The following is a 17,494-nucleotide window of genomic DNA, read 5'->3' as shown; positions in this document are numbered from 1 at the left end:
CATAAAAGCAATGGCTATATAGGCACTAAAAAGTACGTAGGGTACTAAAAAGTACGTACTATTCATTTTATGTCGAATAACTCATAATAGCATTTGCCGGTACGTAAATCTACATTCTGGGGAGTTGAACAAGACATGTTACATGATTCAAAACGCAGTACCTGGGCATTGCTGGCGCTGGCAATCAGTGCGTTTGCCATCGGCACCACTGAATTTATCAGCGTTGGTCTGCTGCCCCTTATTGCAGATGACCTGGGCATTTCCGTAACGACAGCGGGACTGACCGTTACTTTATATGCATTAGGCGTAACCTTCGGGGCACCGATACTGACCTCATTGACGTCAACGGTGTCACGCAAGACGCTGCTGCTTGCCATTATGGTTGTTTTTATCGCTGGTAACACCATGGCGGCGCTCTCAAGTGGAATTACCATGCTGCTCATAGCACGAATCATCTCCGCTCTGGCACACGGCGTATTCATGTCCATTGGTTCTACCATTGCGGCAGACCTGGTTCCTGCAAACCGTCGGGCGAGCGCCATTGCCATCATGTTCTCTGGCCTGACCATTGCGACAGTCACCGGTGTACCCCTGGGTACCCTCATCGGTCAAAACTTGGGCTGGCGCGCAGCTTTCATTCTTATCGTTGTCGTAGGTGTTGTGGCCTTTATCGGCAACATGCTTCTCGTGCCATCCACGTTGCAGCGCGGAACGCGAACTGCATTCCGTGAACAACTGAAGCTGGTCACAGGCGTACGGTTGTTGCTGGCTTTTGCCATTACAGCTGTGGGATATGGGGGAACGTTTGTGGTGTTCACTTACCTGTCCCCACTATTGCACGATATCAGCGGATATTCCGAGAAAACGGTCGCGGGAATTCTGCTGCTGTACGGGATCGCCATTGCTATCGGTAATATTATTGGAGGGAAAGCGGCCAACCGCAATCCGCTCCGAGCACTCTTCTATATGTTTATCATTCAGACCGTCATTCTGGGCATACTGTATTTCACAGTTCCCTTTAAGCTGGCAGCATTACTCACCATACTCGGCATGGGCCTGCTTGCCTTCATGAATGTGCCAGGCCTTCAGATGTACGTCGTGACGCTCGCAGAACGTTATGCTCCACAGGCCAAAGACGTCGCCTCCGCCTTTAACATCGCAGCCTTTAACGCAGGTATCGCAATTGGTGCATATTTAGGCGGTGTAATTACGGACTCCATCGGTCTGATTCATACCACATGGGTTGGTGCAATTATGGTTCTGGCTGCTGTGCTTCTGACTGGCTGGGCAAGAGCGCTGGATCGTAAAGATCCCTACTCTCCATCAGAGACATAAAACAGGTTCAGTCAGAGCATCAGGCTAAACATGGGTCTTTCCAGCATTGAAGCCACAACTCGGAACCGGTTTCGCCTAATATTTCAATCTAGTATAATACGTTAATTCGAATTTAATCTACTATGACTTAATGAAGGATACTAGGATTTATCGTTGTACAACTACCTATTATTTTGATTCATAATATGAGGAGGACTTCACATGACAGCAAAACATTTACAATCTACAGTAGCTTTAAATAATGGCGTTCATATGCCTTGGTTCGGACTGGGCGTATTTAAGGTAGAAGAAGGAGCAGAATTAATTGAGGCCGTTAAACAGGCTATTGCTCACGGGTACCGCAGTATTGATACAGCCGCTATATATGGCAACGAATCCGGAGTAGGCCAAGCGATCGCAGAGGCTTTGAAGGAAAATAATCTGAAACGTGAAGATCTGTTCATTACATCCAAAGTGTGGAACGCAGATCTCGGATATGAAGAAACGCTTGCGGCATATGAGACAACGCTGAACAAACTTGGACTGGAATACCTGGACCTGTATTTGATTCACTGGCCAAAAGCAGGCAAGTACAAAGGGGCATGGAAAGCGATGGAGGAGCTGTACAAAGCAGGCCGCATTAAAGCCATTGGCGTAAGTAACTTCCAGATTCATCACCTTGAAGATCTGATGGAGGATGCCGAAGTGAAACCAGTGATCAATCAGGTGGAGTACCACCCTCGTCTGACTCAGGCCCCGCTTAAAGCATTCTGTGAGAAAAACGGAATTCAATTGGAAGCTTGGTCCCCGCTGATGCAGGGTCAACTTCTGGACAACCCAGTCCTGACCGAGATTGCCACTGCGAAAGGTAAATCGGTAGCACAAATCATCCTCCGCTGGGACTTGCAGAACGGTGTTATCACGATTCCGAAGTCTACCAAGGAGAAACGTATCGTTGAGAACTCTTCCATCTTCGACTTTGAATTGTCCACTGATGATATGGAGCGTATTAGCGCCCTGAACGAAGATGTTCGCGTAGGACCTGACCCGGACAACTTTGATTTCTAATTGAAGTTTTCCACATGATTCAGGGTTGATTTACAGCAAAAATAAGTAGGTAAAACCTCCAACTCTCATTACGTATGAGAATTGGAGGTTTTTTGACGTGGATTCACATCAAAGCCGATATTTCTATAAAGTCTGTTCTAAGCACATGCACTTTCGAATCATGTACTCCACTCCCTTTGCCTTGGATCAGAACAATGACAGCTTCATCTTGCCCATCTGCATCCAAATCAACGACCGATAATTGAGGATAAAAGGAAGGAATTATTACATTGCCCCATTTGAAGGTCTCGTTTCACCATTTATTACGATCTGCTGAATCTTAGCTGCCTCGCCTTCCAAATTCTTAAGGTTAACGTCTGTAGATTATATCCATTATAGCGAATGATGTTAGTTCTCGTATCCCTTACGTTCGATGGGCTTGTAACGATTATCAACAATTATGTTTATGTTAATATAGAGACAGTCGCCTCATTCACTACCTCGGCTGCGAGCGGGTATGCCGCGCCAGGGGCAAGTGGAGCAAACAGGCTGCGCTTCTTATGAACACGATGACGCAGAGGAGGAGAGTTGCAATGTATCGCATATGGATTGTGGAGGACGATCCGAATTTGGCTTCGCTTTTACAGGCTTGTCTGGAAAAGTACAACTTAACAGCGCAGTACGCGCACGATTTTGAAGATATAATGGCGCAGTTCCAACATTATGAGCCCCATCTTGTACTGCTGGATGTCAATCTGCCGAGTTACGACGGGTATTACTGGTGCCGGCAGATCCGCAAAGTGTCCACCTGTCCGATCATCTTCATCAGCGCCCGCTCAGGCGATATGGATCAGGTAATGGCGCTGGAGTACGGAGCCGATGACTATATGACCAAGCCGTTTCACCATGAGTTGGTCATTGCCAAGGTACGCAGCCAGTTGCGGCGGGTGTACGGCGAATATGCAGGGGATGCGCGGGAAAAAATGGTCGAGCGAGGCGGGCTCGCCCTCTATCCGGAGCGGTTGGAGCTGAAGTGGCGGGGCGCGAGTGTCGCATTAGCGCGCAAGGAGGCGGATCTGCTGGACCTGCTGCTTCTGCGCTACCCGCTGGTCGTTACCCGCGAAGCGCTGCTGGATAGGCTGTGGGACGACCAGCAGTTCGTGGACGAGAACACACTGAACGTGAATATCGCGCGTGTCCGCAAGAAACTTCAGGAGATCGCGGTTGCGGGCAGCATCGAGACGGTGCGCGGGTCCGGATACAAGCTAGTGCTGGAAACGGACGAAGAATTGGGTGAACCCAAATGAAGCTGCTGATTCGCGAGCATTGGCCCCTGTTTGTCATGCATCTTGTTCAGCTGACGCTGGTTGTGGCGGTCTACTGGCTTGACGGTTATCGCAACGTGTACACCGCCCTCTATTCGATATTTCTTGGCATGGTTACCTTGCTAGCTTATACCGGGTGGCGCTATATCAGCCATCGCAAGATGTACGTTCGTCTTGCGGAGCCGCTAAACGAGCTGGATAAGTCGGCGGCTGGTTCCGGCAGCAGTGCCCCCTTCGCACAGGCAGTCGACCAACTGCTGCAGGCGCAGTATGCACTGTACATGACTCGTATCACAGAGATGGAGCGGCGACGCCGTGAGCATTCGACATTCATTACCCAATGGGTCCACCAGATGAAAACGCCGCTTTCGGTTATCCACCTGCTAACCGAAAACGAGAGCGACCGGCGGCAGGTCGACATCCGCGACGAAGCAGACCGAATCCAGTGGGGGCTAGAGACAGTGCTGCACGCGACCCGGCTGGAGACGTTTGAGGAGGATTTCCAAGCGGCGCATGTGCCACTTAAGCGTGTTGTGCGAAAAACGGTGAATGAACACAAGCGGCTGTTCATTGTCAATAATCTATACCCTCAAGTTCAAATGGACGACGAACTGACGGTGCCGACCGACGAGAAGTGGATCGGGTTCGTGTTGACCCAATTGCTGTCGAACGCGATCAAATACTCTGCTGGCTGCGGCCGGACCGTCGCCATTCGCGCCTGGCGGCAAGGCGCGAAGACAGTGCTGGAGGTGGCAGACGAAGGCATCGGAATTCCTCTAGCCGACTTAAAGCGGGTGACTCGGCCGTTCTACACTGGTGAGAGCGGTCGCAAGTTCAGGGAGTCGACGGGAATGGGGCTGCATCTGGCGCAAGAAGTTTGCAACCGGCTGGGCCACGAGCTGGAGATCGATTCTACCGTTGACGTTGGCACCCGGGTGCGGGTTTATTTCCTGACTGCGGTCAAGCTTACATCGATGTAAGCTAAATGTAATCTTCGTCGATTGGTTGCTCGGCGAGCCCGCCATATACTTGAGGTGGAGAACAAGAAATCAACAGCTACATGAAGGAGCGAGGATATGGAACTTCTGCGAACAACTCATCTGGGCAAGATTTACAGCGGCCAGGTTGTGCACCGGGCACTCGACGATATATCGTTCAGCGTCGAGAAGGGCGAGTTTGTCGGCATTATGGGGCCATCGGGCAGCGGCAAGACGACGCTACTACAGTTGATCGCGACGATCGACAATCCGACTTCCGGTGAAGTGCTCATCGACGGCCAGGACCCACACCAATTGGGCCACAACGCGCTCGCCCGGTTCCGCCGACAACAGCTTGGATTTATTTTTCAAGACTACAATCTGCTTAACACTCTGACAATTTTAGAAAATATCGTGCTGCCGCTGACGCTGGAAGGTGAGAAGGTGCGCACGATGGAAGAGAAGGCTCATAGAATAGCTGACAGGCTTGGGATCGCCTCCATTCTGGACAAGTGGCCCTATGAAGTATCCGGTGGACAGGCGCAGAGGACGGCCATCGCCCGGGCGATCATTCACGAGCCGAAGCTGCTGCTGGCTGATGAACCGACAGGTAACCTCGACTCCAAATCATCTCGGGACGTTATGGAGACGCTGACGGCGATCAACCGGGCGGACGGGGCGACGATGCTGCTTGTCACGCATGACGCGCTGGCAGCCAGCTACTGTCACCGTGTGCTGTTCATCAAGGACGGTGAACTGTACAACGAGATTCACCGCGGGGACAGCCAGCAGGCGTTCTTCCAAAAAATCATCGATGTGCTGTCACTGCTTGGAGGGAATGCGCATGACCTTTCAACAATTCGCGTTTAATAACGTCATGCGCAACAAACGCCTTTACATAGCGTATTTTCTCAGCAGCGCATTTGCGGTGATGGTATTTTTCGTCTTTGGCGTTTTCGCCTTTCATCCGGGGCTGGCAACGAGAGAAATCGGCAGTCCGGTAACGATCGGATTACTTGTGGCGCAGATGCTCATCTACCTATTCTCATTCTTCTTTGTCCTTTATTCGATGAGCGCTTTTATCAAGTCGCGCAGCCGGGAGTTCGGATTGCTGGTCATGTTCGGCATCACCAATATGCAGCTCCGGCGGCTCGTATTTATCGAAAATATTGTGATTGGCTTCGGCGCCACGCTGACTGGCGTCGCGTCCGGGCTGGTGCTATCCAAGATATTGTTGCTTGCGGCGGAGTCGCTGATTGGGATGGAGGAAGAACTCCCCTTCTACATGCCGTACCGAGCGCTTGGTCTGACCTTTGCCGCGTTCATGCTGCTTTTTCTAGGCATCTCGCTGTTCACGGTGCTGTTCTTTCGCGGCAACAAGCTGATCGACCTGCTCAAAGGATCCACCAAGCCCCGGCCTGAGCCCCGCGCTTCGATCTGGCTGTCACTCGCGTCGCTCGCACTGATCGGTTGTGGATATGGTGTGTCACTGGTCGTCGAAGGCTTGATGGTCGTGTATGCATTGCTGCCAGTGACAGCGGCGGTCGTCGTCGGGACGTACTTTTTGTTCACTCAATTAAGCGTATATACGATCCGCGGCTTGAAGCACAACCGGAGGCTATTCTGGCGAAGAACGAACTTGTTGTTTTTCAACGATCTTGCTTATCGGATGAAGGACAATGCTCGCACTTTTTTCCTTGTGACGATCCTGTCGACTGTCGCTTTCTCAGCAATCGGTGCCCTAGTCGGGTTCAAAACGATCCTTACTGAGTCGATTGAAAAACCGTTCGCCTTTGAATATATCTCGTATGCGGGGAACTCTCCGGAACAGGCCGCCTCGGCGGTGGATGTGATCGAACATAAACTTTTCGAGGAGGGAATTCCCTTCAAGAAGCTGCAGGCCGAGCTGCGCTCTTACAAACGAGCCGAGAGCAACGAAACGGTAATGATCGTCAGCGAGACAATGTACAACACATTTGCCGTTGTCGCCGGGGATCAGAAGTTGAAACTAGGGGCGAACGAAGCGGCTATCGTCCAGTACAACTCAATAGACGGAAGAGGCGAATCCTTCGACGAGCAGGAGCTGGCAGTGGAAGGCGGCGGGAAACCACTGTTGATCACACAGAGCGCCTCCTTCTTAATGTCGGAGTACATGTCGAAGTACAACAAGTACTATGTCTTGAATGATGACCGCTACGAGCAGCTGCCGGAGCCGCAATCGTCCGAGGGCTACTATGTGTTCGCGGTCAGTGACTGGGAGGCGACAGAAGCAGTCGGCCAGCAGCTGGACGGTGAGATTGGCCATTCCAAGAATGGTAGCTTCTTCTCACTGGCGTTCCACATCAAGCAGTTGCTTCAGAGCTATAGCGCAGTGATGTTCGTTGGGTTTTTCATTGGCGTGGTGTTCTTTGTGGCGTCCGGCAGCTTCCTCTATTTCCGACTGTACACGGATCTGGATGATGACAAGGCGAAGTACGCTTCAATCATGAAGCTCGGGCTGACCAGCCGTGAGCTGTCGAAGATCGTCACTCGCCAGATGGCTATTCTGTTCTTCCTGCCGATTGCCATCGCGCTCATTCACGGTGCAGTGGCACTGACGGCACTGCAGGGCATGTTCAATTTTTCGCTCATCAAAGAGTCGATAATCGTGTTGAGTGCATTCGCGATCATTCAAATCGTGTACTTCCTGGTTATCCGCAGCGGCTATTTGCGGCAACTTCGGTCCGGTGGAACCGGATAATCTCGTATTAAAGAACGGTTACAAGTGGACGATTTGTACGACCTGTTCGTGCAAAGAGACAGAAGAGTATAGCAAACTGCTGATAGAGGACGTCCTGTAAACGTATTATCGTAATGCTAATGTTTCTGTTTTTCGGGATTGCGTCATGAGGCGTCATCTAACAGCCATGAATCAGCATTACGTTGGGTGAAGTTAGCTGCTTCTATTGTCGGCCCCGACGATGTTTATTACAAACATGTGCAAAAAACTAACTGCGTGCAAACCATTATTTTTACAGTTGTGATCAAGATGGGAATATAGCATTGGCAAACTATGACTATAAAGCGATTTTTCCATGGTCAGTCGTGCATTTGATTGCGGAGTTCCTGCAATCCCTTCGTTCTATTCCTATGTGTCGCTTTATGCTGCTGCCGTTAGGACTAGTGGCAACAATAGCCTACTTCGAAAAAAATGGATAATCACTGAGGTAGGCTGGTTGGAGTTCTCCATTGTAAGTTGGAAATTCAGGTGGAGGTGGGATTTTGTTTCAATGGGATATTGATATGTTTCGGACGATTAACGATCTGGGCAAACAGTTTACTTTTCTGAATCCCGCTGCTGTCTTTGTGGCGGAATATATGCTGTATGTACTAGCGTTAGCAATGCTTGTTTATTGGTTCACCCGCAGCAGCCGGAATCGGATGATGGTTATCCAGGCAGGGCTTGCTTTTGTTCTGGCAGAGATCATCGGTAAATTGGCAGGCAAGTTTTATGAACATTATCAGCCGTTCGCGGTATTGCCACATGTCAACAAACTCCTAAACCATGATATAGATAATTCTTTTCCAAGCGATCATACGATTTTGTTTTTTTCCATCTCTGTCTCCTTCTGGCTTGTCCGGAGAAAGGGTGGGTGGCTCTGGCTGGCGCTTGCTTGCTGTGGTGCTGTCTCCCGCGTTTGGGTTGGAGTTCATTATCCAATAGATATCGCAGTGGGAGCGTTGATTGGCATCATTTCAGCTTTATTCATCTATTGGTTGGCACCAAAGCTCGGGATTATCAGGCGGTTTCTGGCTTTATATGAAAAAGTGGAACAGCGCGTATTACCTGTCCAACGTAAGTCTGGTAGTATGTAAATTCCCGCCAGTACCAGGTTTGTTACGATATGTCGAAACAATTGCTATGTATCTGGTCTTAAACAAAAATGCGCAAAATGTACACTGTGTAATTAAATCCAGTAAACTCACCGATTTCCGTACACTAAGGAGCGCAGCACAAAGTCAATTATGTTGTATTTCTTCTTGTTATTCAGGCCGAACCAACTAAGGAGAAATAAGCAGATATTATCTTTAGTGGTCTGGGACGGGTACGAGAGCACAATAAAAAGCAGTAGCAGGTCTAGAACTTCTTGGTTCCTAGAACGGCTACTGCTTTTTTAACGAGTCTGTAATAAGTGGATTTATGATTTTGATCCCTATATTTTGCCGAATGATTGTTCCTTTCAGCGTAGAGTACAAAAAAAAGCCTAGTCATGTTGGCTATCATAGCCACAAGGCTTCAAGTCATCCTACAGCCCTTAAGCTCCGAATGATATTTATTCTGCCCCTCTCTCCTTAACGAAGAACCATAATCCAATTGCAAAGAAAAATATAATATAGATGATGTCTATCATTAACGATATAGGTAAGCCAACTAATTCTGATCTATGTTGTGATGTGCTCCAGTAGACACTTAAATCATCGTGATGAATGAATAGAATGTGCGTCCATGATATGGATAAGAGGCTATTTCCAAATATTAACTGAAAAAAGTATAACACTAAGCTTCCGCCTACCCCGAAAGCAGCTGATCTCGTCCATACGCCTATAAAAGATGCTAAGCTTGCATATAGGCAGCATTGCAATACGAGAGCTCCGATAGTGTATATAACAACTGTCATGTCCCCCCATTGAATGTTCTGTGGAACTGCCAAGAGATTCAATACCAAAGAAATCAAGAATATACTAAAAACACCCGAACTGATGAGCAAGATCATCGCAACAATTTTGGCAAAATACAACCGTATGCGCGAAGAAGTATGCAGAAATAGCTGTTTCAGAGTACCATAAAGATACTCATCCGTCCAAATAAGAGGGGACATAACTATCGCCCAAGGTAAAATAACAAGCATTCCCGATAAACTAAGCAAAGAACCTACCATTTGAGCCACTGTAACATCAGCCTCAAGACCACTGATGTACGACGAAGACAACAGTAACGTCATCACAATAAAACCAAGGTGTGAAAAAATAAAGACTTTTTTATTCACTATCTTCAAACATTCATTCCATATCAACTTAACTCACCCCCACCTTGCACAGTTGTCCATTCTAAAAACTTATCCTCTAAACTGGTATGTGCCGGAAACACCCGATGAACGTTCACATCAGCATCACATAATGTTCGGATGAGCTTTGGAACTTGACCTTCATCAATAGCTATTGTAATAGAATATAGACCATTGGATAATTTATCCATATGCTTATATTCCAATGTATTTTTTTCATGCCTATATAAGTTGGCCATAACTTCTCTTGATCGCTCAATGTTATCAATATGAAGAGTAATACAGAAGGTGTCATCATTAATACCATTACCAATTTGCTGTTCTGTCACTAAACGACCATGCTGTATAATGATCACTCTGCGCGCCATCTGCTCGATCTCTGATAGTTGATGGCTGGAGATTACAATTGCTACGCCCAAGTCGGCAGCAATTCGATTTAAGTAGTTTCGTGTTTCCCGCACACCAGCAGGATCGAGTGCGTTCATTGGCTCATCCAAAACTAGCAACTTTGGTTTACGGAGTAGTGCTTGTGCTATACCGAGTCTTTGCTTCATTCCCATGGAGTACGTGCCTACTCGCTGCTTAAGCGCATATTCTATCCCGACTAGGCCAGCCACCTCTAACAGCCAATCTTTACTTGCATTTCTGTGCAACCGCTGATATTGGCGTAGATTTTCATATCCGCTTAAATATGGATAGAATGCAGGGGCTTCAATCACTGCTCCGACATTAGGGAGGGCTTTAGAGAAATTAGTCTTAATACTATAACCTGCAATATGAACGTCCCCGGCACTTACTTTGCTTAGACCAACCATCATCTTCATCGTGGTTGTCTTGCCCGCTCCATTGGCACCAAGTAGTCCGATAATCTCCCCTGCTGCCACATCAAACGATATGTCTTGCACAATCAACTTGCCCTTAATTTCTTTCGTTAGGTGCTTTACCGATAATATGGTTTTCAAATGTCTCCCTCCTCAATGTATCTGTGCAGCCTAATTTTGTTTAATTCAACAAGAACATCCTGTATATTACAGATTGCAATATCCGTTACAGCATCTTTTCTAAAAAAATAAAAGAGCCCATGGTCTAATCCGTGTAGAATAAAGTCACAAACAACTACATTCACACAGGAGAATAAGTCCATGAGATCCTCAAATCTACTTGATTGAAAAGCCGTCATATAAAAACCAGTTATGAACTCATTTCTTTATAATAATATTGATAATAGTCTGAAGTATGTAACAACTGATTGTGATTTCCTACATCACAAACCCTTCCATTCTCCAAGACAATAATCATGTCACTGTTCATAACCGTCGATAACCGATGGGCAATCACAATTCGTGTGCATTTAATACTTGATAAATATGCATCTACTCGAGCCTCAGTTATATGATCCAATGCGCTCGTTGCTTCATCTAATACAAGTACAGATGGGTTATTTAAAATTGCTTTGGCTAAAGCAATTCTTTGTCTTTGTCCTCCTGAAATATTTCTACCCATTTCAGCTAGAACGGTCTGATATTGCATAGGCATCGACATTATTTCATCGTGGATATTTGCTGCTTTTGCTGCCCGAACTACCTCATCCATAGTTACACCATCCTGATGCATGGCAATATTATCAAACACACTACGATTGAATAATGATATATCCTGCGGCACTATACCCATCTGTTTACGTACGTATTGCATGTCCAAATCCGATGTTCCATAACCATCATAGTATACCTCACCGGATAACGGGGCAAATAACCCAATGATCAAATGAGCTAAAGTTGATTTTCCAGAGCCGGATTGTCCAATAATGGCTATCTTCTGTCCTAATTTGATGTGTAATGAAATGTCATTTATAACGATCGGACTATACTTTGAATAGGAATAACTAACATGTGATAGTCTGATGTCACCTAGTACTTTTAATTGCAGTTTACCTTCATTCTGCTCAGGTGGAGCTTCCAACACGTCATGAATTCGTTTCAAAATAGTAGTCGTAAGAATATATGAATTTATCGTATTCATGAGGCTTGATGATGTAGTAAAAAGAAGAGTCGCAATCGCTTGAAATGAGACTACCATACCAACAGTCATAGAACTGTATTCCCCTGTAATTAACATAACGCCGATACTTAGCACAATGAGTGGTGACATAAATTGCAATCCATTGCTAGTTGTTGTAATGTAGCTATTCAAATTTTCCTTACGGCGGTATACTTGCAATAAATGTTTGAATTTATTAAGCCATTGGGAATATACTTGTTGTTCTGTCCCCGATATTTTCACACCCATAATACCGTACAGCATCTCTGTCTGCACTGCTTGTACTTCTGTCGTAGCCACCACTTGTTGCTGATTAATCTCGGCTACGTATTGTTTAGTGAAAATTACTAACAAAATATTTATGCTCACAAGCAAAAATACAATCATCGCAAGCAATGGAGATATGAACAACATATAACCAGACAATACAAATAACATGAAGCTATCCAATATACCTGTAATCAGAGCGCCTGACAGCTGATTTCGAATTGTGACCAAACTATTCATTCGAAAAAGCATGTCCCCATAAGAACGCAGTAAGAAGAACGGAAAAGGTAACTTCAATAAATGTGAAAAAAAGCGTGTCTGCATCTCATAGTCCAAAGCATTGTGTAATCGAACCAAAACACGACTGCGCACGAATGTAATTATCATGTAAGCAAGTAGAAAACCGACTACAGATATAAAAATCGTTATAGATAAACTGGAGTTTTTAGGGATCATAACTTCATCAATAACATGCTTCATGAATAACGGCATACCTATAACTATGAATTGCAAAGCTAGTGTAATAAGAAAAACATATACAAACAGATTTTTATGTGCTTTTACATGGACTAAAACATCTAACCAAATATTTGGGCTTTTCTCAATGTCGATTCGTTCGGTTAATCCCACTGTCATTAAAAATCCAGAAAATTGCTCGCTGAAATTCTTTAATGACAGCTTAATTCTCCCAAAACGCGGGTCAACAATACGAGCATAATTGTTATCTATCTTTTCCAGAACTACAAAATGCCCTTGATTCCAATGTAGAATTGCTGGTAAAGAAACTTGCTTTAAATGAAATTGATCCATATGTTCAATGCGATAAGCTTTAACATCAAAGCCTATGCTCACAGCAATTTTCTTTAGTTGCAACAACGTTGTACCATCCCGTCCAACGTCTGCCCGTTCACGTAGTCGAGATAATGAAACTTCCTTTTTATGGTATGCGGATATCATTGCAAGGCAACAAAGTCCACACTCTGACTGATGCATCTGCTCGACATAGGGTACACGCCGACGAGCCATTACACTCTCTCCCTTCGGACTTGATTTAAGATCGCCATTTACCCAGAAATGGAAGAGAAAAATTTATCATTTTCCAGATTTAAAATGTTAGGAACTCTTTCCGGAAATGCCTGTTTTAATAGCCCAAATCCAATACCCGAAAGACCACCCATTAATCCTTTAATATCAAATGCACGGTGAACACCTGTGTTATTCCATGGCTGGTCATTTAGAAGTCTGAGCAGATACGCTCTGACTACATCGATAGTATCCTCATTACGATCCAGAACTGAATTAGCATAAAGTAATATTTCCAATTGTCCAAAATCTCCGTGACAATAAACAGGTTCTGTCCCAAAGCCTAATTTAAGAGTTGTTTCAAGCGCAATACTAATCTCTTGATCAATATGTGCATCCCAATACCCATTTTCCAACAATCGTAGTCGAGATAACAATATACCTGGTGCACCATGACACCATGTTACCCTTGCGGTATCATTAGGAGTAATCCAATTTTTCAATTCAGCACAATAGTTTGTACGCTCATACTGTAGTCCTTTTTCGATATATTCAATGTACTTTTTATGTTGAGTTACTCTGTACAACGATGATAATGATGCAATAATTCCAGATACGCCATGAGAATAGCCTACGTAAGGCTTACTATTCGGTGTCGTCAACCAAACCATACTACCATCTGGCAATGTTTGAGCATTCTGAAGCAAATGTTCTGCACATTTCTCTGCTCCTTGCAGTGCCTGTATCCATCCGGTTCCATGATATACATGTAAAAGTACATCAATAGCTCCAGCTGCTCCACCGATATAATCGAATGAGTTATCTTCATCAATAAGGTTACAGTAATAAGGAAGGAATTCTTTAACCGTTTGGAGTAGCTCTTCATCATTCCATAAGCGTGACAATTGATAGGTAGCAAATACGCCACCGCCAATGCTACCAACTTCAAATACCCCAATGTTTAACGATACAGCATTTGATCGGTACGTATTCCTCATAATTTCTATCAACGGCTGTAATGCTTTTCGGGCCATATATTTATAATTGTTATTTGCAGTTAGTTCAGATAAATAACCCAAAAACAGGGCAATTCCACCATTCCCATTATAAAGATCATTTCCTACTGGAATTAGTCTCAGTTTTCTTTCATCCTCACCATGGGCTACTAAACCAATCCATGTTATATCATCAGCTGCTGGATTTGAAGATATAACTGCCGATTGAACCAAACTTTCTCCAATTGAAGTAGCTAATTGGACATACTCGTCTTTCCAATTAGACCTTAGCACATCGTTTGAATTTTTTAATTGAATTTCAGGAAAACAATAAGTATAAAGATCAGGCTTAGATGCCAAAACAGACATATTTAATAACTGTAACTGTTCTTTTAGGTCCTTCTCGCCCATTTTATCGATTTTGTTTATTACAACCTCTATACCTGATTGTTCAAATAACTGGGGAATTCGTTCACTATTAGATGACCAAGCATCTCTTTCAGACGGAGAAGTGTAAAAGATAGGGATATCACCGTCTTCAATATCGCGCATCTCGTGGGAAACAAATTTTAAATGTTTGGGATCAGCTAAGCATTGTAACCATAATCGATGCAAAACAACTTTACGATCTAATTCGTCTCGCAATAAGTCAGGATGGTATAGGGTACGCATTAGTTCCCCATACGCTCTAGTATTTCGCACGATTACTCTAACTCTAACGCCATCAAAATCTCGGATCATTTCTTTCAGTTTGTGCTTATTTCCCATCATAATCCTGTAAGCCTGAGCAAAACCTTGTTCAATGTCGCTAGTATAACGATAACTATCTACAACTTCATTATTATAAACTGGAAGATTGCGGGTCTTTCCGGATTCCCCCATTCCTCTTTCTAGCCTCATTCGATCCGTCCCTCTGTGAGTGAGGTTCAGTACATTCGGTACTTTTTTTCCACCGTATCCGAAAATACCACTAATATCTACACCTGAGTACGTATCTGACTTAAAAATGTACTGTGGTAACATACCAGAAGACATCACAGAATTAGATATAATTTCATAGGCATGACCATTGGCATCATGTTCAAATTTCTTCGTACTTATATGTCTATGAAATAAGGATTCTAGATCAATTACAACAGGGCTAGATCTATGCGCAATAATATTCTCATAATGGAAGTCTGTGGCGTTAAACATGTACATAATAGCCAGGTTCACGCCCATGTTTTTGTAAAATTCACTAATTTCCTCAATGGATTTGCACTCAGAATGCTCTACAAACTCTGTCCAGCCGTAACTTCCACAATCTATATTTTCTATCATTTTCATGTGTGGAACACCAAACTGTCGCATCCACGACAAAATTCGATAATATCCTATATCAACCCTTAGTGAACGAGGTTTATATACTAATTTGCGTCCCGTTGTAAACTCTAAAATCGTCACACTTCGTCCATCATGAGTATCGCCTACCCCAATATGCAGCTGGACAAGCTTTCCGAACTGGTTCACCTCAGGCATATGTGAAACAATTTTCGAATAATCCGCCTTAAACCTATCTAATACTTCACTAACATGGGCTGCCCATCTTTCAGTTATACGAAGCAATGAACGTATTAGTACTGGGTATTCATTGGCTAGTTGTCTTAAATACTCTCGATCATGTAGCAAATTTTCAAAGTACTGGTACCTCTTTTCTGGAGTTTCTCCTTGTAGAAGTCCCTGATTACTTAATACATTCAATTCCAATATTAAAGTTTTGTAACTGCAATCCATGATTCTTTCGAATAATGAAGGAAGCAGCCTTTTAAAAAAAGAACTACTTGTATGTAAAATAAGAGAATCTGAATCACTTATTTTTATATTTTCTCCCAATTTATTGATAGCAAGTAAGAAAAAACGTTCAGCAAATCCCCAAAATGCAGGCGGAGTAGCAGGAAGATAGTCTTCCAATGAGTCACTCAACAACAACTTTTCCCACTGCAGTTCCCATGATGAGTCTATTCTTTTTGAATTTACAATAGTCTCAACTTCGAGATTCGACACTTCTTTGAGACTCTTTTCCAAATATTCTTCCTTATCATAGAAAAATTTTGCCCAATATTTTATCTTTTCACTAGTATTTATCACCGTATAATAACAACCTTTCGATAATTTAGAAACCATACCTACAAGGATAAGAGGGCATTTCTAGCTGTATACTCGGCAGCATCATTTATAATGCTCCGATAATATCAGCAGAATGCCCTCCTTATAGAATCCATGTCAAACCTAACTGCATTATCATTCTGTTACTACCGTGTATCAACTAGCCTATTATTCCCAAAGATTGCACTAACCTCTGAATTCAGCTGTTTATTAACATACCCATGTCCATCCTGGAGTACAATCAGCCGTAATGGTAGAAACACAATTACCATCTGTAAAGCCTTGTGCTTGAGCACCACCAGCCACTGTATCCATCTCAGTGTCTGTCAATTCAGATAGCACACTTCCCACTGGATTATATGTAGCTGCATTAGTATTTTCCATTTGATTTTTCAATTTCATAGTTTTCACCTCCTTTCATAACTCAACCTGCTTAGCAGGGTATTCATTGTTCAATATGATAATAGTGTTCCTATTGACGTTTAAGGTCTAAATCCTTATATGGGTAATATTACCACATGGGTATATGGAAGTAAATAGGTTTAATAGATATATTTAAGAATAATGCGATATAATGAGTTTATTCGGAAATTCATATACATTTATATCGAAATTTAGGAGATATACACTTCGAATTTTTTAACCTCATCAAGCTAATTAAAAGACTGAGCCTAAAGAAACTAAAACAATCACGTAAAATTCTTTGAATAGGAGATTGCTCAGAATGAGCAAAGGATTAGGATTAAGCGAAGTAGAGCAACTTTCTGTAAACCTCTATGTGAAATCTGTATCGACCAAGGGAATCGCATATACGGACGAATTCAAACAACTATTTATTGCATCAAATCAACAAGGAAAGCTGCCCAGAGAAATTTTGAGTCTGTGGATTCGATGTTCAGATCATCGACATGACCCGGATTAAAGTCGCAGCCGACCGATGGAGAGCAGGTTACCAGGAGCAAGGAGACAAGGAACTCACTACACTCATCCAGATTTTCAGAAGACAGTGAAACGTATGGGGCTTGGTCAATCGATGTCCAGACTAGGGAACTGCTGGGATAACGCACCGCAGGAGTCGTTCTTTGGTCATTTTAAGGATGAAATCTCGTTAAAGAACTGAGCCAAAACTGGATGAAGCCAAACAAGAAGGTAAAGCCTATATGATCTACTACAACCAATGGACTAAAAATCCCCAGTGTTGGCCTGTTGGCCTCAGCCTACCTTTTGCAGAATGCTAACCACGGCGAGAGTTTCGTTCATATGAACAAAAAACCACCGGATCAAAGATCGGTGGTTTTTCTTGTCTACTGCGCGCT

13 protein-coding genes and 1 pseudogene are annotated in these 17,494 nt (G+C 44.1%); 9 read left to right on the top strand and 5 right to left on the bottom strand.

What is annotated here, in order from left to right; all coding sequences use genetic code 11:
- Positions 1-135: 135 nt before the first annotated feature.
- From HW560_RS06695 to HW560_RS06665, 7 genes are all read left to right on the top strand, one after another.
- On the top strand, positions 136-1,335 hold the full coding sequence (locus HW560_RS06695; RefSeq protein WP_179262463.1) for an MFS transporter: 1,200 nt from the start codon (positions 136-138) through the stop codon (positions 1,333-1,335).
- Positions 1,336-1,536: 201 nt separating this feature from the next.
- The gene (locus tag HW560_RS06690; RefSeq protein WP_179262461.1) at positions 1,537-2,382 is read left to right on the top strand and encodes an aldo/keto reductase; all 846 of its coding nucleotides are present in this window, start codon (positions 1,537-1,539) and stop codon (positions 2,380-2,382) included.
- A gap of 572 nt (positions 2,383-2,954) precedes the next feature.
- Positions 2,955-3,668, top strand: coding sequence for a response regulator transcription factor (locus tag HW560_RS06685; RefSeq protein WP_090903045.1), 714 nt, complete (start codon positions 2,955-2,957; stop codon positions 3,666-3,668).
- Positions 3,665-4,666: a sensor histidine kinase gene (locus HW560_RS06680; protein WP_090903041.1), complete on the top strand. Its 1,002-nt coding sequence runs from the start codon at positions 3,665-3,667 to the stop codon at positions 4,664-4,666. Before HW560_RS06685 ends, HW560_RS06680 begins: the two co-directional genes overlap by 4 nt.
- 96 nt (positions 4,667-4,762) lie before the next feature.
- On the top strand, positions 4,763-5,533 hold the full coding sequence (locus tag HW560_RS06675) for an ABC transporter ATP-binding protein (RefSeq protein ID WP_090903039.1): 771 nt from the start codon (positions 4,763-4,765) through the stop codon (positions 5,531-5,533).
- Positions 5,508-7,403, top strand: coding sequence for an FtsX-like permease family protein (locus HW560_RS06670; protein ID WP_090903037.1), 1,896 nt, complete (start codon positions 5,508-5,510; stop codon positions 7,401-7,403). Before HW560_RS06675 ends, HW560_RS06670 begins: the two co-directional genes overlap by 26 nt.
- Positions 7,404-7,945: 542 nt before the next feature.
- Positions 7,946-8,518 carry an undecaprenyl-diphosphatase gene (locus HW560_RS06665; protein ID WP_371129182.1) on the top strand — a complete coding sequence of 191 codons (573 nt, stop codon included), beginning with the start codon at positions 7,946-7,948 and terminating at the stop codon, positions 8,516-8,518.
- A 458-nt stretch (positions 8,519-8,976) separates the two neighbouring features.
- Here the strand turns inward: HW560_RS06665 and HW560_RS06660 are convergent, their stop codons facing one another.
- The 5 genes from HW560_RS06660 to HW560_RS06640 form a co-directional block, all read right to left on the bottom strand.
- Positions 8,977-9,717, bottom strand: coding sequence for an ABC transporter permease (locus tag HW560_RS06660; protein WP_090903033.1), 741 nt, complete (start codon positions 9,715-9,717; stop codon positions 8,977-8,979).
- Positions 9,714-10,670, bottom strand: coding sequence for an ABC transporter ATP-binding protein (locus HW560_RS06655; protein WP_090903031.1), 957 nt, complete (start codon positions 10,668-10,670; stop codon positions 9,714-9,716). The genes HW560_RS06660 and HW560_RS06655 overlap by 4 nt, the downstream gene beginning before the upstream one ends.
- A gap of 229 nt (positions 10,671-10,899) precedes the next feature.
- Complete coding sequence (locus HW560_RS06650) at positions 10,900-13,041, bottom strand: peptidase domain-containing ABC transporter (protein WP_090903026.1); 2,142 nt, start codon at positions 13,039-13,041, stop codon at positions 10,900-10,902.
- A gap of 38 nt (positions 13,042-13,079) precedes the next feature.
- A complete protein-coding gene (locus HW560_RS06645) occupies positions 13,080-16,160 on the bottom strand; it encodes a type 2 lanthipeptide synthetase LanM family protein (RefSeq protein WP_179262459.1) in 3,081 nt (1,026 codons plus the stop codon).
- Between the two features lie 228 nt (positions 16,161-16,388).
- Entirely contained in the window at positions 16,389-16,580 is a 192-nt protein-coding gene (locus tag HW560_RS06640; RefSeq protein ID WP_090903022.1) for a plantaricin C family lantibiotic, read from the bottom strand.
- Between the two features lie 322 nt (positions 16,581-16,902).
- Between HW560_RS06640 and HW560_RS06635 the strand changes: the two genes are divergently transcribed.
- Positions 16,903-17,100, top strand: a complete 198-nt coding sequence (locus tag HW560_RS06635; RefSeq protein WP_090903021.1) for a hypothetical protein — start codon at positions 16,903-16,905, stop codon at positions 17,098-17,100.
- Positions 17,101-17,145: 45 nt separating this feature from the next.
- Positions 17,146-17,416, top strand: a pseudogene (locus HW560_RS34380) (integrase core domain-containing protein); the annotation flags it as partial.
- Positions 17,417-17,494: the final 78 nt, after the last annotated feature.

Source organism: Paenibacillus sp. E222 (assembly GCF_013401555.1).
Classification (GTDB): domain Bacteria; phylum Bacillota; class Bacilli; order Paenibacillales; family Paenibacillaceae; genus Paenibacillus.
Note: the sequence above shows the minus strand (reverse complement) of the source record. Positions and strands in the feature narration are given on the sequence as shown.